Origin of the sequence: Terrimonas rubra, assembly GCF_042686025.1 — a bacterium.
GTDB classification, from domain to species: Bacteria; Bacteroidota; Bacteroidia; order Chitinophagales; family Chitinophagaceae; genus Terrimonas; species Terrimonas rubra.
This window is the reverse complement of sequence record NZ_JBHUOZ010000001.1, coordinates 1,596,014-1,615,870: the sequence shown is the minus strand read 5'-3', so window position 1 is coordinate 1,615,870 and position 19,857 is coordinate 1,596,014. Positions and strand designations below refer to the sequence as shown.

20 protein-coding genes are annotated in these 19,857 nt (G+C 40.2%); 17 read left to right on the top strand and 3 right to left on the bottom strand.

Features of this window, described 5'->3' with window-relative positions; genetic code table 11:
• The first annotated feature begins 23 nt into the window (after window positions 1-23).
• Window positions 24-278 carry a 30S ribosomal protein S20 gene (gene rpsT, locus ACFS6H_RS06905; protein ID WP_386096601.1) on the top strand — a complete coding sequence of 85 codons (255 nt, stop codon included), beginning with the start codon at window positions 24-26 and terminating at the stop codon, window positions 276-278.
• 116 nt (window positions 279-394) lie between these two features.
• On the opposite strand, the gene ACFS6H_RS06900 is transcribed toward rpsT, so the two are convergent.
• The 3 genes from ACFS6H_RS06900 to ACFS6H_RS06890 form a co-directional block, all read right to left on the bottom strand.
• On the bottom strand, window positions 395-1,156 hold the full coding sequence (locus tag ACFS6H_RS06900) for a DUF6515 family protein (RefSeq protein WP_386096599.1): 762 nt from the start codon (window positions 1,154-1,156) through the stop codon (window positions 395-397).
• 68 nt (window positions 1,157-1,224) lie between these two features.
• Window positions 1,225-1,725 carry a hypothetical protein gene (locus ACFS6H_RS06895; protein WP_386096597.1) on the bottom strand — a complete coding sequence of 167 codons (501 nt, stop codon included), beginning with the start codon at window positions 1,723-1,725 and terminating at the stop codon, window positions 1,225-1,227.
• A gap of 471 nt (window positions 1,726-2,196) precedes the next feature.
• Window positions 2,197-3,375 carry an acyltransferase family protein gene (locus ACFS6H_RS06890; protein WP_386096595.1) on the bottom strand — a complete coding sequence of 393 codons (1,179 nt, stop codon included), beginning with the start codon at window positions 3,373-3,375 and terminating at the stop codon, window positions 2,197-2,199.
• Between the two features lie 133 nt (window positions 3,376-3,508).
• On the opposite strand from ACFS6H_RS06890, the gene ACFS6H_RS06885 reads away from it, so the two are divergent.
• From ACFS6H_RS06885 to ACFS6H_RS06810, 16 genes are all read left to right on the top strand, one after another.
• Complete coding sequence (locus ACFS6H_RS06885) at window positions 3,509-4,090, top strand: acyltransferase (RefSeq protein WP_386096593.1); 582 nt, start codon at window positions 3,509-3,511, stop codon at window positions 4,088-4,090.
• Window positions 4,091-4,445: 355 nt separating this feature from the next.
• Window positions 4,446-4,976: a transcription termination/antitermination protein NusG gene (gene nusG, locus ACFS6H_RS06880; protein WP_386096591.1), complete on the top strand. Its 531-nt coding sequence runs from the start codon at window positions 4,446-4,448 to the stop codon at window positions 4,974-4,976.
• Window positions 4,977-4,994: 18 nt separating this feature from the next.
• On the top strand, window positions 4,995-5,786 hold the full coding sequence (locus ACFS6H_RS06875) for a polysaccharide biosynthesis/export family protein (protein ID WP_386096589.1): 792 nt from the start codon (window positions 4,995-4,997) through the stop codon (window positions 5,784-5,786).
• 5 nt (window positions 5,787-5,791) lie between these two features.
• Window positions 5,792-8,206 carry a GumC family protein gene (locus ACFS6H_RS06870; RefSeq protein WP_386096587.1) on the top strand — a complete coding sequence of 805 codons (2,415 nt, stop codon included), beginning with the start codon at window positions 5,792-5,794 and terminating at the stop codon, window positions 8,204-8,206.
• 8 nt (window positions 8,207-8,214) lie between these two features.
• Window positions 8,215-9,183 carry an SDR family oxidoreductase gene (locus tag ACFS6H_RS06865; RefSeq protein WP_386096585.1) on the top strand — a complete coding sequence of 323 codons (969 nt, stop codon included), beginning with the start codon at window positions 8,215-8,217 and terminating at the stop codon, window positions 9,181-9,183.
• Between the two features lie 165 nt (window positions 9,184-9,348).
• A complete protein-coding gene (rfbB, locus tag ACFS6H_RS06860) occupies window positions 9,349-10,410 on the top strand; it encodes a dTDP-glucose 4,6-dehydratase (protein WP_386096583.1) in 1,062 nt (353 codons plus the stop codon).
• A gap of 16 nt (window positions 10,411-10,426) precedes the next feature.
• Entirely contained in the window at window positions 10,427-11,284 is an 858-nt protein-coding gene (gene rfbA / locus ACFS6H_RS06855) for a glucose-1-phosphate thymidylyltransferase RfbA (RefSeq protein WP_386096581.1), read from the top strand.
• 4 nt (window positions 11,285-11,288) lie between these two features.
• Window positions 11,289-12,287 carry an NAD-dependent 4,6-dehydratase LegB gene (locus tag ACFS6H_RS06850; protein WP_386096579.1) on the top strand — a complete coding sequence of 333 codons (999 nt, stop codon included), beginning with the start codon at window positions 11,289-11,291 and terminating at the stop codon, window positions 12,285-12,287.
• Window positions 12,284-13,453, top strand: coding sequence for a LegC family aminotransferase (locus ACFS6H_RS06845; RefSeq protein ID WP_386096577.1), 1,170 nt, complete (start codon window positions 12,284-12,286; stop codon window positions 13,451-13,453). The genes ACFS6H_RS06850 and ACFS6H_RS06845 overlap by 4 nt, the downstream gene beginning before the upstream one ends.
• Window positions 13,453-14,097, top strand: coding sequence for an acetyltransferase (locus ACFS6H_RS06840; protein ID WP_386096575.1), 645 nt, complete (start codon window positions 13,453-13,455; stop codon window positions 14,095-14,097). The genes ACFS6H_RS06845 and ACFS6H_RS06840 overlap by 1 nt, the downstream gene beginning before the upstream one ends.
• Entirely contained in the window at window positions 14,090-15,109 is a 1,020-nt protein-coding gene (neuB, locus tag ACFS6H_RS06835) for an N-acetylneuraminate synthase (RefSeq protein ID WP_386096573.1), read from the top strand. Before ACFS6H_RS06840 ends, neuB begins: the two co-directional genes overlap by 8 nt.
• Window positions 15,110-15,261: 152 nt before the next feature.
• On the top strand, window positions 15,262-16,383 hold the full coding sequence (gene neuC, locus ACFS6H_RS06830; protein WP_386096571.1) for a UDP-N-acetylglucosamine 2-epimerase: 1,122 nt from the start codon (window positions 15,262-15,264) through the stop codon (window positions 16,381-16,383).
• 14 nt (window positions 16,384-16,397) lie between these two features.
• Window positions 16,398-17,447 carry a nucleotidyltransferase family protein gene (locus ACFS6H_RS06825; RefSeq protein WP_386096569.1) on the top strand — a complete coding sequence of 350 codons (1,050 nt, stop codon included), beginning with the start codon at window positions 16,398-16,400 and terminating at the stop codon, window positions 17,445-17,447.
• A gap of 1 nt (window position 17,448) precedes the next feature.
• The gene (locus ACFS6H_RS06820) at window positions 17,449-18,174 is read left to right on the top strand and encodes an acylneuraminate cytidylyltransferase family protein (RefSeq protein WP_386096567.1); all 726 of its coding nucleotides are present in this window, start codon (window positions 17,449-17,451) and stop codon (window positions 18,172-18,174) included.
• A complete protein-coding gene (locus ACFS6H_RS06815) occupies window positions 18,171-19,082 on the top strand; it encodes a Gfo/Idh/MocA family protein (RefSeq protein ID WP_386096565.1) in 912 nt (303 codons plus the stop codon). The genes ACFS6H_RS06820 and ACFS6H_RS06815 overlap by 4 nt, the downstream gene beginning before the upstream one ends.
• Window positions 19,064-19,810, top strand: a complete 747-nt coding sequence (locus ACFS6H_RS06810) for an SDR family oxidoreductase (protein ID WP_386096563.1) — start codon at window positions 19,064-19,066, stop codon at window positions 19,808-19,810. Before ACFS6H_RS06815 ends, ACFS6H_RS06810 begins: the two co-directional genes overlap by 19 nt.
• Window positions 19,811-19,857: the final 47 nt, after the last annotated feature.

The window sequence follows — 19,857 nt, the reverse complement described above, 5'->3', positions numbered from 1 at the left end:
CTTTGCCGTCCAAAATTTAGATTATGGCTAATCACAAAGCTACAAAAAAGGATACTCGTCAAGCAGCAGCGAGAAATGAGCGTAACAGATATTACGGTAAAACTACCCGTAATGCTATCAGGGACCTGAAAGCGGTTTCTGGTAAAGAAGCTACTGACAAATTACCTGAAGTAGCCAGCATGATTGATAAATTAGCTAAACGTGGCGTGATCCACAAAAATAAAGCGGCTAACTTAAAAAGCAAGTTAGCTAAACATGCTACTGCTGCTCAAGCTTAATCATTCTTGACCGGGTTAAAATATTAAAAGAGGGGAAATTCCCCTCTTTTTGTTTTTATTTTTTTTGAGTGCCTCCTGTTCGGTGCTTTACACTCCGGTAAATTATATTAAAACCTTTACTGGCCTACCAGTTCGTACACGATCTTCTCTCCCTCCAACACTTCTTTGTAATATTTGCCGTCTGGGGTTAAGAACAATTTTTCGCCTTTAATTACCACTGCTTTCGAGTTTTCGGGCAGGTCATTTATACGGTCGCCTATTTCCGGCTCGTCCACGGTTACGGCATCAGCAGCATCAGCCGCAGAAGTGCCGGTGTTCAATACCCCATCGGTGCCCACTACTTCGTACCGTAACTTCCCTTTATCATCAATATATTCGCTGTAATAAGTGCCATCCAGTTCATAATACTTCTCCCCGTTAATTACTTTAACAGCCGCTTTAGGTGGCAGTGCAGTAACTCTAGCGCCTAAAGGCGGTGCCACTACTTCATATTCATTATCCAATTGCCTGTAATACACATTATTATAGTAATAATAAGGAACCGTACCCATCATAAAAGTGCTATAGCCTACCGGCAAAATGCCTACCCTGATACCAAAGGGCGGTGTAACCACCTGGAAAGAGGTACCCATAGGACGGTAAAAATACCCGTGCTGGTAGCGGTAGCCCATACCCCCAAAATTGATGGAAACAAAGGGCCTGTTATAAGCATATATGCGCGGAGCATAATGCCGCACCATTACCGGCGGACGGTGATAAACCGTTACCCTTCCCCTGCTGCGGGGGTAATACCGGCGTTGCGCCTGGGCATCGGCAACAAAAAGCAATAAGGCCACGCTGAAGAAAACCGGCAGACTGTATTTGTAATTTTTTATCATAAATAAATAGTTTATTATTATGACGGCCAAGGAACAAAAAGTTTACAACAGCTTTCGTTAACGTTTAGTTATTTAACCAATGTTTTTGCCTGTGCGGCCATACAGGTGGCCAGGTCGAAAAACTGCTGTTGCTGGGTTTCGTTCAGGGTAATTTCTATGTCCTTACCATCGCGGCCTTTGATGGTAATTTTCTGTACTTTTTGTTTGGTAAGGCGTTGTAAAAAAGAAGGTATTACCGTAGCAGTATTGCGCCCAACGGCATGAAAATCGCCGTCGCAGTTCATGGTACCATTGTTTCGCAGGGTAAACTTTTGTTTGCCATCGGCAAATAAGATAACAGCGCTGGTATTACTGTCAAAACATTTATCCCCTTTGGTAGTGGTGATCAGGAAATCTATTTCGGTTTTGGTAGCATCAATGGTAAAAGTGGCGCCATTCACGGCAATAAAGCCGGTGGATAATTTTTCCTGTTTGGAGTAGGTATCCACATCCTTAAACAGGTTACATTCCTGTGCTTTTATACCTGTTGTCAACAGTACAGTTATTGCTAATAAGGCTATTTTATTCATGATCGTAATTTAAAAGGAAAAAACTTCTTGTTAAATGTAAAAAACAACTGCTGTAAATAAGACTCTCAACATGTATAAAAAGTTGTTTTAACGGCAATTTTACATTTGGGTGATTATTATGCTACCAACTCCGGCTCCCTGATTGAGCTGATGTTGCGACGCTCCGTTCATCTTTCTGTTCGCTCATCATCATCGTGTACTGTTTAGCTATTTAAAGCTATCTCATCGCAAATATTTAATCAACAATAGTATATCTTAAATCACTACAGCTGCAAATGGGTGAGGGATGGAAGCGGCATCCTTTTGCGCAGGGCAGCCTGTGCCGTGCGGGGCAAAAGATACAGCGGACAGCCCGGCCCCGTGCAGGCAATGGTGGGCAGGCCCAGTGCCCGGGATTGCCTGCACGGGGACACCCCACTACCTACACCTTTCCCCTCACACCTTATAACCTTATACCCTATCCCTTATCCCCTATACCTTAATATAAATCCGCTTTTTATCCAGCACATAACAGATGGCCCACATGAAGGTGATGACGCAAAGGGCATATACCAATGATCCGTTTTCGGGTGCACCGGGAATATGTACCAATACTTTTTTGTATAACCAGTTCCAGGGATTGGTACCATCCGGCAGTTTTATAAGTGCCAGTCCTTTTGGCAGAAAAGCGCTGAGGGCAAAAACAAACAAGGCATTTTTGCCGAACACATCAAAGAAACGGGCCAGGCCGCCTTTGATGCCTTTTACTTCTATTAAATAAATCATGGTAGCAATGGTCATAATTGCCAGGCCGGTAGTATAAATGGTATAGGAGCTGGTCCATATTTTTTTATTGATAGGGAAAACCGTATCCCAGCAAAAGCCGGTGACCAACAGGGCTACCGACATAACAAATAAGCCCGTTATCATAGGGTAAAGCTGGCTATTTCCCGATGCTGCCGCCTGTACCTGTTTTGATTTTTGCTGGATATAGTAACCCACCAGGTAACCAAACACCACCTGCACGACAGCGGGTAATGTACTGGCCAGTCCTTCGGGGTCAAAAGGCACCCCTTCTCCTTTATAGATATGTGCTTTGCCTAAAACAGCAATATCCCATTGCGTGCCAAACCAACCGGCCAGGCTATAGGGATCGGCCGGGTTACCATACATACATATTACCCAATAAGCCAGTAAAAGGATCATTGACACAACAAATACCCGGGCTGGTTTAATGTAGTAAACCAGGATGGCCGCAAAAAAATAACAGATAGCAATACGTTGCAGTACGCCCATGATACGCACCCCGCTATCGGGATTTTCAGGGTTTACCCATTGGCGAAAAACAAGTTCTCCCTCGGACCAGCGGAAAAAGGGCCACCAGTTTAAAAACAGCCCGATCAGGAAAATAAGCAGGGTTCGCTTCATTACTTTTTTCCAGAAGATGGCATCGCCCTGGGCCTGTAAGCGGGGCATAACAAAAGCCATGGCGTTACCCACGGCAAATAAAAAGAAGGGAAATACCAGGTCGGTGGGTGTTAACCCATGCCAGGGAGCATGTTCCAGCGGATCGTAAATATGGGACCAGCTACCGGGGTTGTTTACCAGGATCATCAGGCAAACAGTAGCGCCTCTGAAAACATCGAGCGAATAAAAACGTGGCTGTGGCATGGGGCAATTTTAAGTATTAAATGTAATACATTAAAACGCTAATTTTATGCTTATAATATTGAATTTTACTTATTTGCGGGTATTTGCAGCATGCCTTTACAAAGACTGACCAATACCCGCCAACCTCGCAGATATGAGCAATGTTTTTATACATCCCACTGCCGTAATTGACACGGGCGCCAGGATTGGTACCGGCACTAAACTGTGGCATTTTTGTCATATAAGCGGTAGCAGTGTATTGGGTAACAACTGTGTTGTGGGACAAAACGTATTTGTGGATAATGAGGTGGTGATTGGTAACGGGGTAAAAATTCAGAATAACGTGTCGGTATACAAAGGCGTAACTATTGAAGATGATGTTTTTTTAGGTCCCTCAATGGTTTTTACCAATGTGATCAACCCCAGGAGTTTCATAGAGCGCAAGCAGGAATTTAAACCCACCCTGGTACGCAAGGGAGCCAGTATAGGTGCCAATGCTACTATTATATGTGGCTGTACAATAGGCAGTTATGCATTAATAGGCGCCGGTGCGGTGGTAACACATACAGTGGCTGATTATGCCCTGGTGGTTGGTAACCCGGCCAGGCAAACGGGCTGGGTAAGCCAGGCAGGTGGCAAGCTGGATTTTAATGAGGCCGGAGTGGCTATTTGCCCACTAACTGGTATACAATATGTTATGCAAAACGGGACCGTTTGCATGAGTCAAAACCCCTGACAAAGAATTTATAATTCCTTCAAAATCTGTTATTATTATTATTTTACCAGTCACATACTTCACATATATTTGCACATTCTTAACCCAAGCTTATGCCTGGGCTATTTGTTAAACCATTATTTATTTTGTATCCAGAATTGATTATTCAATATGGGCCTCCACCTAAGCCCATTCATGTCCCGGGCACTGACACCCGGGGAATAATTAATTTTTACTCTGCCCCTCTTAATCTGCAACCGGATAACGCATGATATATTGCCGACCGCAACATATATGCATTAGTATTGCTATGTTAAAAAAGGAAGAGTAACTTACAAATAAAGTAATAAAAATTACTTGGTCGCAAAAAGCAACTGTGACTGAGGTGGCGAAGCTCTGCCACGATATAGCTGTGACAAAAAAATGGTATGCCATATATTGCCGTCCCAGGTGGGAAAAAAAAGTAAATAAATTACTTACGGAAAAGGGCATTGAAAGCTATTGTCCCCTGAATAAGATAAGACGCAAATGGAGCGACAGGATTAAGGTTGTAGAGGAACCCTTGTTTAAGTCGTATATATTTGTACAGGTAGATGAAACGGAGCACACTGATGTACGCAGGGTTTTGGGTGTTATTAATTTTGTGTATTGGAATGGCAAGCCTGCTGTGGTGAAGGACAAAGAGATTCAGGCGATTAAGGCTTTTTTAAATGAGCATGAAAATGTAATGATCACACCGCTGGAAATAGCGGTGGGGCAAAAAGTAAAAATCATAGCCGGGCCTTTAATGGATAATGAGGCGCAAGTACTGGATGTAAACAGGAAGACCGTTAAAGTAGCCATTAACAGCCTGGGCTATCAGCTGGTGGCATATATAGACAAAACCAAAATTGACAGCATTAAATAATCGTTGAAAAATATATACATGAAAAGTGTTTTTTACTGGAGTATGTTGCTGGGAGTTATATTCATGACATCCTGTAATGTTGAAAAACGTTTACCAAACTATTTGCAGCATGTGAATGATTCCACCATTTTGCGTGATGTAAAAATTCCGGAACTAAGGATTCAGAAAAACGACATGTTGAATATTATTGTTTACAGTTCCAGTACCAACCGGGAAGTGGCTGATGAGATTTATAATATCCCTAACCGGATTCAAAACCAGGGAGGACAAACTTTAGCTGGTAGCACAAATACTTTCCTGGTGGATGTATATGGCAATATCAATTACCCGGAAATAGGATTGATCCGCGCAGAAGGTCTGACACGATTACAGCTGGAAGACACTATAAGGACCAGAATAAATGCTAAAAAGGAAATGTTGAACAACCCCCAGGTTGCTGTTCGTTTTCAAAACTTAAGAGTGTTGATAATGGGAGAAGTAAAACAACAAGGCCCTATTTCGATACCTGGGGAAAGAGTAACTATTTTAGAGGCAATAGGTCTGGCAGGTGGTACAACCGATCATGCAGTACGTCAAAAAGTAAAAATTGTAAGAGAGATTGATGGTAAAAGGGAAATGGGCTATGTAGATCTCTCTTCCAATGATCTCTTTACCTCACCTTATTACTCATTAATGCAAAATGACGTGGTAGTGGTAGATCCGATCCCCAGGAAAACACGTAACCTGATACAGAGCGAAGTGATGCAACAACTTGGATGGGTGATATCTATTGTAACCACTGCTCTATTAATTTATAATGTTTTTAAATAACCCCAGTGAATCAGGACCCAAAAGATATCGTTTCATTACCCACAGATAACAGTGTACAGAAAGTAGACAATTCTTTAAGCATCAAAGAATTGTTTTATAAATACATTCGTTTTCTTCCTTTCGTTGTGCTATCCGTAGCAATAGCATTATTAATTGCGTACACTTATCTGCGCTATGCCCAGCCCATATATAGTTCTTCCGGAGTTATACAATTAGAGATAAAAACCGGCAAATCATCTGGAAATGATAAGGTAGAAGATTTATTGTATGGTACGACCAAAGTACAAAGCTTACAAAGCCAATTAGAGATCATTAAATCTAAACCCTTAATGGAACGGGTTGTCAATCGCCTGGGTTTACAGCTTAGTTATACGGCAATCGGCCGGATCAAGTCGGAGAACATCTATAAAAGAAGTCCTTTTAATTTAAACATTCATGCGCTTACCGATTCATCGGCCAGCTTTTCCTACCACCTGAAATTTACTAACAGCGAACAGTTTGAAATCGCTAAACTGAATATCAGTACTACAGTGGGTAAGCCATTTACAACCCCTCATGGCACTTTCAGTGTTGAGCTTCTTTCACCCGTAGCAAGTGGCGCCGAGTTCCAGGTGGACTGGACCCCCACCAAGTCTATGGCAGCCAAATATGCCAATGCGCTGATGGTTGCGCCGAGAACGGGTAGTAACAGCCTGGTATTAAGCCTGGAAACATCGAACCCCTTCCTCACTGCCGACATCATCAACAGTGCCATGGTACAATATGACTCGGTGACCATTGAACAGAATAATTTTTCTACGGATCAAATGATCAGTTTTATTGACATCCGGCTGGATACTTTAAAGAAAGAGCTGGATGAATTACAAACAAAAGTTATTGATTACCGGGTAAAAGCTAACCTCATAGTTGATGCCGACGCAATAACCACTAATTATTATGACAACCTTAATAAATCGCAGGAAAAAGTAGTGGAGGCACAGGCTCAGTTATTATCCATAGAAATGATTGAGAGTTACCTGAGTGATAAAAATAATGAATTTAAAAAATCAACAGCCCCTTCCTCCCTGGGGATAACTGACCCGACATTAAACAGCCTGATAACCAACTATAACCTGGCCCAGGTTGGACGCCAAACATTAATTGAATCAAATATTCCTGCCAATCACCCTTCCGTAAAAGAAGCAGACGGCCTGATTGAAAAAAACAGGACTATGATCCTTGAAAATCTGAAGAACTTAAGAAAAGCTATCAGCGGCAGAATAAGGGAAACAGAAAAATCAGACCTTTTAAACCAGAAACAACTGCATGAGTTACCTGAAAAGCAAAAAGATCTTTTAGGCCTGGAAAGACAGGTAACTACCAAGCTGGCGTTATATGAATTGTTGGAAAAAAGGCGTGAAGAAGCTTCTATCAGCAGGGCATCCACAATATCTACCTCAAAAATTATTGATGAAGCAGCTGTAGCATACACCCCTGCCAAACCCAATAAAACTACTATCCGGTTAATTGCCATTATTTTGGGTATTCTGGTACCAGTGGCCATTATTATATTACTGGAAATGCTGAATGACAAAATCAGCTCCAAAAATGATATTACCCGCGTAAGCAATGTACCTATACTCGGAGAAGTAGGGCGTTCATCTCTTGGGAAAACCCTGGTTGTAGGCAAGACCAGCAGAACCATGGTAGCAGAACAATTCAGAACTATACGTTCGAACCTGCAATACGTGATCAATAATATTCAGAAGCCGGTGATCATGATCACTTCTTCCTTTAGTGGAGAAGGTAAGTCATTTATCAGTACTAACCTTGGTGCAGTATTGGCACTCTCTGGTAAAAAAACGATCATATTGGAATTTGATATCCGCAAACCCATGCTATTAGCAGGTTTAGGTATGATCAAAAAACCTGGTATCAGTAATTTCATCGTAGGTAAAGCTCCCATGGAAACTTTGATACTGCCGGTACAAGACACTGATAACTTATTTGTGTTACCCTGCGGGCCTATCCCTCCTAACCCGTCTGAATTATTATTGGATACCAAAGTGGATGAGATATTCAGTTATTTGAAAAAACATTTTGACATTATTATTATTGATACAGCACCGGTAGGTATAGTGAGCGATGCCCTTACACTTGGAAAATATGCTGATGCATCGTTATATATTACCCGCCAGGGATATACCTATAAAAAGCAGATCAATATTATTAACGACCTGTATGAGAATAAGAAAATACCTAAAATGTCTGTTATCGTGAACGATATTACTTCTGGGCACGGATACGGCTACTATGGTTATGGCAAATACGGGTATAGTTATACGAAAAACGATTATTACACCCAGGAGGAAGAAAATAAATCATGGTTTAAACAGGTAATAAATTTCATCAACCCCTTAAAATGGTTCTCTAAAAAATAATTATAATTATGAATATCCTGGTTACTGGCGGAGCAGGTTTTATAGGCTCTAATTTGGTTAAAGCCCTTGTAGAAAATGAAACAGTGAGTTTGGTACGTATTTTAGACAATCTAAGCACCGGCTCTAAAGATAACCTGGCCACAGTTATCGACCACTCCAAGGTTGAATTTATTGAAGGCGATATTCGCGATTATGATACCTGTTTAAGGGCCTGCGACAATATACAGGCTATCTCTCATCAGGCAGCACTTGGCTCCGTGCCACGTTCCATACAAGACCCTCTTACCACTAATGCAGTAAATATTACCGGTACTTTAAATGTTTTTACTGCTGCTAAAGAAAAAGGTGTTGGCCGTATTGTTTATGCCGCCAGTTCCTCTACTTATGGTGATCACCCTGGTTTACCCAAAGTAGAAGATAAAATAGGGAATCCCTTATCACCTTATGCTGTGACGAAATATGTTAACGAGTTATATGCCCGTGTGTATGCCAGTGTATACGACCTGCCATCAATAGGATTACGCTATTTTAACATATTCGGACCTTTTCAGAATCCGAAAGGTCCTTATGCCGCCGTTATTCCTTTGTTTGTCCAGGCTTTATTGAACAATAAAGCGCCACATATTAACGGCGACGGTTCACATAGCCGTGATTTTACCTTTGTTGACAATGCTGTACAGGCTAATATACTGGCGCTTTTAACCAGCAATACACATGCGCTTAACCAGGTTTATAACATAGCCTGCGGAGAACAAACCTCCTTATTGGAATTATTTGACGGCCTGAATGCCGAAGCAAAAACGACTATAGTACCTACGCATGGCCCTGACAGGAAAGGGGATGTGAAACATAGCCTGGCCAATATTGATAAAGCAAAAACATTACTGGGTTATGCTCCCGTTATAACTGTGAAAGAAGGTTTGCAAAAAACTTTTAAATGGTATAAAGAAAACCCATCCTTTTTAAGTAAGGATTAGCCTGTATTATCCGTAGTAATATTATTCTCCGGATGTATATTTCAATCGAAATTACGCCTTAATGATACTCACAATAAGTAACATCCTATACATTCCTTATACTACTACCTGTCAGAATTCTGCAAAGGAGAAATCACGCATCATGCAGTTGATAAAAAAATAAAAATGACAAAAAAGACAATTATAATAACCGGGGGAGCGGGCTTTATTGGCTCCCATGTGATCAGGTTGTTTGTAAATAAATATCCGGAATATAAAATAATTAATCTGGATGCACTGACCTATGCAGGTAATTTAGAGAACCTGAAAGACATTACGGGAGCGGCCAATTACGGTTTTGAAAAAGTAAATATTGTAAACGCTCCTGAAGTAAATGCCGTATTTGCTAAACACCAGCCGGATGGTATTATTCATCTGGCAGCGGAAAGTCACGTAGACCGTTCTATTACATCGCCTTTGGATTTTGTGTATACCAATGTGGTGGGCACGGTAAACTTACTAAATGCCGCCAAAGAATTATGGAAAGATAATTACGAAGGAAAATGTTTCCACCACGTTTCAACTGACGAAGTATATGGTGCCCTGGGCACTACCGGTTTTTTTACAGAGGAGACCAAATATGACCCGCATTCACCTTATTCTGCATCAAAAGCGGCGTCCGACCATTTTGTATACGCATATGCGGATACATATGGCTTACCAATAGTACTGACCAATTGTTCCAATAATTATGGACCGAATCATTTTCCGGAAAAATTAATTCCGCTGATGATCCATAATGTAATTAATAATAAACCATTACCTGTTTATGGCGATGGCAAATATACCCGCGACTGGTTGTATGTAATTGATCATGCCCGTGCTATAGATACTGTTTTTCATAATGGGAAAAAAGGTGAAAAATATAATGTTGGAGGTTTTAACGAATGGCAAAATATTGACCTGGTCCATTTGCTTTGTACACAAATGGATGAGAAGTTAGGCCGCGAACCTGGTACAAGTGCCAAATTGATCACTTTTGTGAAAGATCGTCCCGGCCATGATTTACGATATGCGATAGATGCGACAAAAATCAATACGGAATTAGGTTGGAGCCCTTCGGTAACTTTTGAAGAAGGTTTATCAAAAACCATTGACTGGTATTTACAAAATACCGAATGGCTGGAACATGTAACGAATGGGTCATACCAGGCTTACTATGAAAGTCAATATTCTAATTCAATTTAAAAACCAATAACAAGTAATGAAGGGAATCATTCTTGCAGGAGGATCCGGCACCAGGCTTTACCCGATTACAAAAGCTATCAGTAAGCAATTAATGCCGATCTATGATAAGCCGATGATCTATTACCCGTTATCTACCTTATTAATGGCCGGAATACGTGAAGTTTTAATTATTACGACACCGGAAGACAATCAATCCTTCAAACGCCTGTTAGGTGACGGAAGCCAGATCGGATGCCGGTTTGAATATGCCGTACAGGAAGTTCCGAATGGCCTGGCACAGGCATTTGTAATTGGTGAAACGTTTATTGGAAATGACAAAGTGGCCCTGGTTTTAGGAGATAATATTTTTCATGGCACCGGGTTAGGTAAACAACTCCAAACCTTAAATAATATTGAGGGCGGTTATGTTTTTGCCTACCAGGTATCTGATCCGGAACGTTATGGCGTGGTAGAGTTCGATGAAAACATGCAGGCATTATCAATAGAAGAAAAACCCGCACAACCCAAATCGAACTATGCTGTACCTGGCTTATACTTTTACGATAATAGTGTTGTAGCTATTGCGAAAGCATTAAAACCTTCTCCAAGAGGTGAATTTGAGATTACCGATGTAAATAAGGAATATCTCCGCCAGGGGAATTTAAAAGTTGCTGTACTTGACAGAGGTACAGCCTGGTTGGATACAGGAACTTTTGATTCATTAAGTGATGCCAGTGAGTTTGTAAGGGTGATAGAAAAAAGGCAGGGAATGAAGATCGGGTGTATTGAGGAAATTGCTTACAGGAATAAATTTATTACCAAAGACCAGCTATATAATATAGCAGATGAATTAATTAAAAGTGGTTACGGTAAATATTTGAGGACAATCGTATAACAATATGGAATTAAAAAATAAACGGGTATTAATTACAGGCGCTGATGGATTTATTGGCAGCCATTTAGTAGAAGCATTATTAGCGGAAGGGTGCCGGGTACGTGCCTTTTGTTATTATAACTCATTTAACAGCTGGGGATGGCTGGACGGTTTTTCAAAAGAAACCCTGTCACAAATAGATGTATTTACCGGGGATATTCGTGATCCTAATGGTGTAAGAACAGCCATGAAAGATATAGATGTGGTATTTCATTTAGCCGCACTCATCGCCATTCCGTTTAGCTACCATTCCCCTGATTCATACATTGATACGAATGTTAAAGGAACTCTTAACATAGTACAGGCTGCCAAAGACCTGGGAGTAGAGCGGGTATTGGTGACTTCTACTTCTGAAGTGTACGGAACTGCTCAATATATTCCTATTGATGAAAAACATCCCCGCCAGCCTCAATCGCCTTATTCTGCATCAAAAATCGGCGCAGATTGTATTGCAGAATCCTTTTACCGGAGTTTCAATTTACCTTTAACAATAGTACGCCCCTTTAATACATTTGGTCCGCGCCAATCTGCACGTGCCGTTATTCCAACAATTATTATTCAATTGTTGAATGGTAAAACCGAGATAAAACTTGGTGACGTTACACCAACACGTGATCTTGTTTATGTAAAAGATACTGCCCGTGGATTTATAGAAATTGCCAGATCGGAAAAACTTATTGGCCACGATTGCAATATTGCCACCGAGTCGGAGATAAGTGTGGCCGACTTGGCGCGGGAAATAATTGAACAGATAAATCCACAGGCCAAAATTGTTACAGATGATATCCGTATGCGTCCTGAAAAATCAGAGGTATTCCGTTTATTTGGTTCAAAAGAAAAAATTACTACGCATACCAATTGGAAGCAACAATACAATTTAACCCAGGGACTTGCTGAAACTATTACCTGGTTTAAAAATCCCGAAAATTTAAAACAATATAAAGCAGATATTTATAACCTGTGAGTACGACAATTACAGATAATACCTTTATCGATATACTGAACTTCATCAGAAGCACTTTTAATAAACCGCAGGGATTTATTCCGCTTCACGCACCATACTTTGGTGGTAATGAAAAAAAATATGTCCTCGATACAATCGAATCTACTTTTGTTTCTTCTGTAGGAGCTTATGTAAATAAGTTTGAAGAAATGATGCAGGATATCACAGGTGCCAAATTCGCTATTGCAACCACAAACGGCACTGTCGCACTTCATCTTGGATTAATTGTTGTCGGTGTTAAGCCCGGCGACTTAGTTATTACACAACCACTAACATTTGCTGCTACCGCAAATGCGATTAAACATGCAGGAGCTGACCCAGTTTTTATCGATGTTGATAAAGACACAATGGGATTATCACCAGCTGCCGTAGCAGCCTGGCTTAAAGAAAATTGTTTTACAACTGAAGCAGGCACATTTTATAAAACAACCAACCAGCGTATAGGGGCTTGTGTTCCCATGCATACTTTCGGATTCCCTTTACGTATTATGGACCTGGCAACTATATGTAAACAATACCATATTCCTCTGGTGGAAGATGCAGCCGAATCACTGGGTAGCTATGTTGGAGAACAACATACCGGTACATTCGGCGATATAGGTATTTTTAGCTTCAACGGAAACAAAACCATCACTTCGGGAGGAGGAGGCGCTATCGTTGCCAATAGTGAACAATTAGGTAAACTGGCAAAGCACCTTTCTACAACAGCAAAAATGCCACATGCTTACGAGTTCAAGCATGATATGATTGGCTACAATTACCGGATGCCCAACCTGAATGCAGCATTGGCATGTGCCCAGTTGGAACAATTAGACAATATGCTGGAGAATAAAAGAGAACTGGCAGAAAAGTATAAGCTCTTTTTTTCTGGTAGAAATAAAGAGCAGTTTGTAACCGAAGCTCCTGGCACAACAGCTAACTATTGGCTTAATACCATCATCTTTAACAGCCCCCAGGAACAGCAGGACTTTTTACAATACAGTAATGTAAACCAGGTGATGACACGTCCCATATGGCAGCTGATGAATAAACTGCCAATGTACCAGCATTGTGTAAGCGGTTTATTACCCAATGCAAGCTGGTTAGAAGAACGAGTGGTTAATATCCCTAGTAGCTACCGCCCATAATGCAAAAAAAACCTATTATATTAATCGGAGGCGGAGGCCATTGCCGGTCTTGTATTGATGTTATTGAACAGGAGAATGTGTACCAGGTGGAAGGCATTTTGGATAGTTCATTAAATGCAGGGGAATTAATAGATGGCTACCCTGTTATTGGAAATGATAGTTTAATAGAAGAATTGGTTTTAGCAAAAAAAAGTTTTTTAATTACTGTCGGACAAATTAAAACAGCCCGTATACGTTTAAATATTTACCAAAATCTTTTACAACTAGGAGCCAACATGGCCACTATTGTTTCTCCCAAAGCATATGTTTCATCCAGGGCAACAATAGGTAATGGCTCCATTATTATGCATGGCGCCTGTATTAATGCCGGTGCAACTACTGGTGTTAACGCCATTATTAATACAAATGCCCTTATTGAACATGATGCAACAATAGGTGACCACTGTCATTTATCAACAGGCAGCATTGTTAATGGAACCTGCGTGATTAATGATCAGGTTTTTATCGGCAGTGGTGCTGTTATTGCGAATAATATAACTATAGCCCCCGAAACGATCATTGGAGCTGGTACCATTGTTATAAAAAATATTACAGATGCCGGTATTTATGCCGGAAGTCCTCATAAAAAAATTGCAGATGGCTAAAGTTTTGATAATTGCAGAAGCCGGGGTAAACCATAACGGCAGTATGGATAATGCCCGCAAGCTGATTGACGCTGCTGTTGAAGCCGGAGTGGATATTGTAAAGTTTCAATCTTTCAAGGCCGATAAGATAGCCAGTAAAAACGCAACAAAAGCCACTTATCAGCAAGAAACAACTGACAAAAAAGAAAGCCAGCTGGAGATGCTTAAAAAACTGGAACTTTCTGAAGCCGATCATGATACCTTATTGAACTATTGTAAGCAAAAAGGCATAACCTTTCTTTCTACGCCCTTCGACAATGAAAGTATCGGGTTGTTGCATTCCAAAGGCATTACTATCGGAAAAATTCCTTCAGGTGAAATTACCAACCTGCCCTATTTACTGCAGATGGCACAAACCTTTCCGCATATCATATTATCAACAGGAATGTGCACCATGCAGGAAATAAAAGATGCTTATCTTTTGCTTGTAAACGCCGGCACCTTACCGGGCAATATCACCATATTACATTGTAATACTGAGTACCCAACCCCCATGCAGGATGTTAATCTTTTGGCAATGAACGCTATCAGCAGGGAATTAAATGTGCCGGTTGGTTATTCCGATCATACACTTGGTATTGAAGTGCCAATTGCAGCCGTCGCATTAGGTGCTACTGTTATAGAAAAACATTTTACGCTTGACCGGACAATGGAAGGCCCGGACCATCGTGCATCCCTGGAACCGGATGAACTTAAAGCCATGGTGAGAGCCATACGTAATATCGAGTTGGCCATATCCGGTAACGGTATCAAACAGCCAAGCGCTTCTGAAGCGAAAAATATGGCCATTGCCCGTAAAAGCATCCATCTTAAACATGCATTACAGGCAGGACATATCCTTACAGAAAACGATCTTATAATGAAAAGGCCGGGTACAGGTATTTCTCCCATGCAGTCAGCAAATATAGTGGGCAGGAAACTGGTCGCCGGTTTACCTGCTGAACATTTATTACAATTAACAGACCTGGCATAACTATTATTACCAGGAGTGTTGCCACGGTTTGGCTTTGTTATGTGAAACTTGTTATGAGACATAAATACTTTTAACATTTTACAGTATTCCGAATTATTCGCGAAAGCTTTACCCCAAACTCAATAAAGCCAGCTTTAAAAACAATCTTCATTTTGCACGCTGTTACCGTACTTACCAGTTCCCGGGCCGATTATAGTATATACAAACCCTTGTTGCAGTTACTGCAGCAGGATCCAGATATAAACTTACAAATTGTTGTCTTTGGCACTCATACCAGTAAAGCATACGGTTATACAGCCGATGCTATACGTAAAGATGGTTTTACCATAACGCGGGAACTTGCGTTTGTACTGGACAGTGCCTCCCCTGCCACTATTGCCCTTTCCATGGCAAAAACAGTGGAACAATTTAGCCAGGTTTGGCAACAACTGCACACCAACCTGATCCTTTGTTTAGGAGATCGTTATGAGATGTTTGCCGCCGTTGCAGCGAGCATCCCGTTCTCCATTCCGGTTGCACATATCCATGGTGGTGAAACAACACTTGGCGCTATGGATAATGTATTCCGTCATAGTCTGACACATATGGCCAGTATTCACTTTGCCGGTACAGAAGTGTACAAGCAACGTATTATTGAGTTAACAGGTAATAACAATAATGTATACAACACTGGCGCATTAAGCATTGATAATCTGGTTCATCTTCAATTGCTCTCATTAGCCGAGTTTGAACAACGGTTTGCTGTAAACATGAGCATTCCCACTATCCTTACTACTTTTCATCCGGAAACTGTTTCATATGAAAAGAACGAATTGTATGCCCGGGAACTGGCCGCCAGCTTTAAGACACTTGCAAAAGATTTTCAAATAATTATTACAATGCCCAATGCCGACACAATGGGAAATGTAATAAGGGAAAAATTACAAACCGTAGCCCGGGAGATCCCGGACCGGATTTTTGCTTTTGAAAATTTGGGAACCTTAGGTTATTTAAGCGCAATAAAACATTGTGTTTTATTATTAGGTAATACCTCAAGCGGCTTTGCCGAAGCTTCTTATTTTCCCAAATGGGTAATTAACCTGGGCAATAGGCAGGACGGAAGGTTAATTACAGATAATATTAAAACAATTGCAGTTGAAAAAGAACTGATTGTTGCTACAGCGAACCTGTTGCATCAGCAAGCTGTTCCGGCAATACACCATCCTTATGGCGATGGCAATGCTGCAGTGTATATGCATAACCATATCAAACAATACTTACAGGTTTTATCTTAAATTTTACGCATACCATGCAACAATTAGATAAACATATCATTCATAAAAGTGAAAAAGTAAGAGGCGCCCTTGCCAAGCTGGATAAACTTGCATCAGACGCCATCTTATTTGTCGTAGATGATAACCATAAATTAATCGGGTCTTTAACTGATGGCGATTTAAGAAGAGGATTCATAAAAAACCTGGGCTTTGATGATTCTATATTGGAGTTTATACAGAAAAATCCAATATCCATTACCCGAACTAAGTACACCTTACAGGAACTGGAAGAATATAAGAACAAAAACTTCAGAATAATCCCCATTTTAAATGAAAATGGCGTGATCATCGATATTCTTAATTTCCGGTTACAACAAACAATCATACCTGCTGATGCGGTACTGATGGCAGGTGGCAAAGGCAAACGGCTACTGCCCCTTACAGCCAATACACCCAAGCCTTTGTTAAAAGTTGGCGATAAGCCTATTATTGAATATAATATCGACAGGCTAATAAACGTTGGTATAAAGAAGATAAATATCAGCATCAATTATTTAGGCGAGCAACTGGTAAGTTATTTTGGTGACGGCGCAAATAAAGGTGCAGAAATCAGTTATGCAAAAGAAAAAGAACCGCTTGGAACTGTCGGCTCTATACATCTGGTAGAATCATTTGATCATGATGATATTTTAATTATGAACAGTGATTTATTAACTAATATTGACTTGGCAGGCTTTTATAACACATTCAAAGAGTCAGGAGCAGATATGGCAGTGGCAGCTACTTCCTATCACGTAGATGTACCGTACGCTGTGCTGGAAATATGCGACAATAACTTTGTTACCTCACTAAAAGAAAAACCCCGCTACACCTACTATTCCAATGCAGGCATTTATTTCATTAAAAAAGAAGTGCTAGACCTCATTCCCAAAAACAGGCCTTATGATGTACCAGAGTTGATGGAAACCATACTCAGTAACAACAAAAAATTAGTTACCTATCCCATTACCGGTTATTGGCTGGATATTGGCAAACATGAAGATTTTAAACAGGCCCAGGAAGATATTAAACATTTGAAACTTTAGCATGAGTACATTAATAACCCTGTGCGCCAGAGGCGGATCAAAAGGTATTCCGGGAAAGAATATTAAACCAATTGCGGGTAATCCGCTGATCTTCTATTCAGCCAGGTTAGCAAAGCAATACCAGGAATCTAACCCGGATGTTGATATTGTATTGTCAACAGACGCGGACGAAATAAAAACTGTGGTCAATAGCTTCGGCTTTAATATAGACACCAATTATACCAGGCCAACCGATCTGGCCTCCGATAAAGCAGGAAAGATTGGTGCTATTAACGATACACTATTATACAGTGAAAGAGTACACAAAAAAAAATACGATTTCATTCTTGATCTGGATATAACATCTCCGTTAAGAAACCAGGAAGATATCCAGGGGGCTTTTTCTTTATTGCTTGAAAATCATGATGCCTATAATATATTTTCCGTAAGTCCGGCAAACCGGAACCCGTATTTCAATATGGTTGAGGAAAATGCAAACGGCTTCTTTTCATTGTGTAAACAGGGAACTTTCCTGAGCCGGCAAACAGCACCAAAAGTTTATGACATGAATGCATCCTTTTATTTTTACAGAAGAAGTTTTTTTGAAAAAGGTTTTGCCACTGTTTTTACAGAAAAAACCCTGGTGTATGAAGTACCTCATTTATGTTTTGACCTGGATCATCCTATTGATTTTGAGTTTATGTCTTTTTTATTAACCTCAGGTAAACTTGATTTTGATTTTCGATGAAGGTATTAATAATCGGCTTAGGGTCAATTGCACAAAAACATATTCAGGCAATAAAAAATATTCGCCCTGATTCAGAAATTTATGCCCTAAGATCGACAATTAATGCGGCTGTAATTTCAGATGTTACAAATATTTATAATGCTGACGAAATAGCAAACAGGAAGTTCGATTTTATTGTAATATCTAATCCAACCGCCTTACACTATCAAACTATAAGCGGGTTATTACAATATAATATTCCTCTTTTTATTGAAAAACCCATTTTCGATAAATTACAGGCCGATGAGCTGATCGAAGCTATTAAACAAAACAACATCCCGACATACGTAGCTTGTAACCTGAGGTTTTTAGAATGTCTTATTTTTACAAAGCTTTTTCTGGAAGGAAAAAGAATTAATGAAGTAAATATATATTGCGGCTCCTATTTGCCAGACTGGCGGCCTGGTACAAACTTCAGGGAATCGTACAGTGCAAATAAAGAATTGGGAGGGGGGGCACACATCGACCTGATCCATGAGATTGATTATGCCTATTGGCTTTTCGGACATCCGTCGCAGATAAAAAAGACTTTTCGATCCGTATCCTCATTGACTATTAATGCAACTGATTATGCCAACTATTTATTGGCTTACGATCAATTTACCGCGAATGTAATTTTAAATTATTATAGAAAGGATTCTAAAAGAGAGCTGGAAATAGTATTTGAAGAGGGCACCTGTTTAGTTAATTTATTAAATAATACGGTTACGTGGAACGAAGAAATAGTGTTTGAATCGGCACAAAAAATTGCCCATACCTATACCCTTCAAATGAAATATTTTATTGAGGGTATCACTAATAACAATTTAAGTTTAAATACTGCTGCAGAAGCTTATCAAGTTTTAAAAATATGCCTAGAGGAAGAGTAGAAGGAAAAGTAATTATTGTTACGGGCGGCAGTGGATTAATCGGCACCGCCATTGTTGATCACCTGAAACAGCATAATGCCATTGTTATCAATGCAGAAATAAATGCTGAGACAGATATCGATTCCGGTAACATTAAATGTGATATAACTGATGAGGCATCCATCAATAACTTACTTGAACTCGTTCTTACCAAATTTGGAAGGATTGACGGACTGGTAAACAACGCATACCCAAGAACAAGTGATTGGGGCGCAAAATTTGAAGATATACCCATAGAATCATGGAAGCAAAATATTGATATGCAGCTTAACAGCACATTTGTTTTATGTCAGAAAGTTTTAAAACAAATGCAACTGCAACATACCGGTTCTATTGTGAACATAGCATCCATATATGGTGTAGTAGGCAACGATTTTACCATTTACGAAGGCTATGGAGGTACTTCTCCGGCTGCATATGCAGCAATAAAAGGTGGTATTATAAATTTTAGCCGGTACCTGGCGTCCTATTACGGCAAATATAATATAAGAGTAAACTGTGTTTCACCTGGTGGAATAAAAGACAAACAACATCCGTCTTTTATTGAACGCTACGAAAACAAATCGCCGTTAAAAAGAATGGGAGAAGCACATGAAATAGCACCGGCTGTTACTTTTTTACTATCAGAGGAAGCTTCTTTTATAACAGGACATAACTTAATGGTAGATGGAGGATGGACAGCAATATGAATACAATCTATAAAAGAGGCTTCAGGAGCAGTATTAGCGTGAATGAC

Coding starts and splice junctions, on each gene's coding strand:
- rpsT (WP_386096601.1), top strand. CDS start 24: ATGGCTAATCACAAAGCTACAAAAAAGGATACTCGTCAAGCAGCAGCG.
- ACFS6H_RS06900 (WP_386096599.1), bottom strand. CDS start 1,156: ATGATAAAAAATTACAAATACAGTCTGCCGGTTTTCTTCAGCGTGGCC.
- ACFS6H_RS06895 (WP_386096597.1), bottom strand. CDS start 1,725: ATGAATAAAATAGCCTTATTAGCAATAACTGTACTGTTGACAACAGGT.
- ACFS6H_RS06890 (WP_386096595.1), bottom strand. CDS start 3,375: ATGCCACAGCCACGTTTTTATTCGCTCGATGTTTTCAGAGGCGCTACT.
- ACFS6H_RS06885 (WP_386096593.1), top strand. CDS start 3,509: ATGAGCAATGTTTTTATACATCCCACTGCCGTAATTGACACGGGCGCC.
- ACFS6H_RS06875 (WP_386096589.1), top strand. CDS start 4,995: ATGAAAAGTGTTTTTTACTGGAGTATGTTGCTGGGAGTTATATTCATG.
- ACFS6H_RS06865 (WP_386096585.1), top strand. CDS start 8,215: ATGAATATCCTGGTTACTGGCGGAGCAGGTTTTATAGGCTCTAATTTG.
- rfbB (WP_386096583.1), top strand. CDS start 9,349: ATGACAAAAAAGACAATTATAATAACCGGGGGAGCGGGCTTTATTGGC.
- rfbA (WP_386096581.1), top strand. CDS start 10,427: ATGAAGGGAATCATTCTTGCAGGAGGATCCGGCACCAGGCTTTACCCG.
- ACFS6H_RS06850 (WP_386096579.1), top strand. CDS start 11,289: ATGGAATTAAAAAATAAACGGGTATTAATTACAGGCGCTGATGGATTT.
- ACFS6H_RS06840 (WP_386096575.1), top strand. CDS start 13,453: ATGCAAAAAAAACCTATTATATTAATCGGAGGCGGAGGCCATTGCCGG.
- neuB (WP_386096573.1), top strand. CDS start 14,090: ATGGCTAAAGTTTTGATAATTGCAGAAGCCGGGGTAAACCATAACGGC.
- ACFS6H_RS06825 (WP_386096569.1), top strand. CDS start 16,398: ATGCAACAATTAGATAAACATATCATTCATAAAAGTGAAAAAGTAAGA.
- ACFS6H_RS06820 (WP_386096567.1), top strand. CDS start 17,449: ATGAGTACATTAATAACCCTGTGCGCCAGAGGCGGATCAAAAGGTATT.
- ACFS6H_RS06815 (WP_386096565.1), top strand. CDS start 18,171: ATGAAGGTATTAATAATCGGCTTAGGGTCAATTGCACAAAAACATATT.
- ACFS6H_RS06810 (WP_386096563.1), top strand. CDS start 19,064: ATGCCTAGAGGAAGAGTAGAAGGAAAAGTAATTATTGTTACGGGCGGC.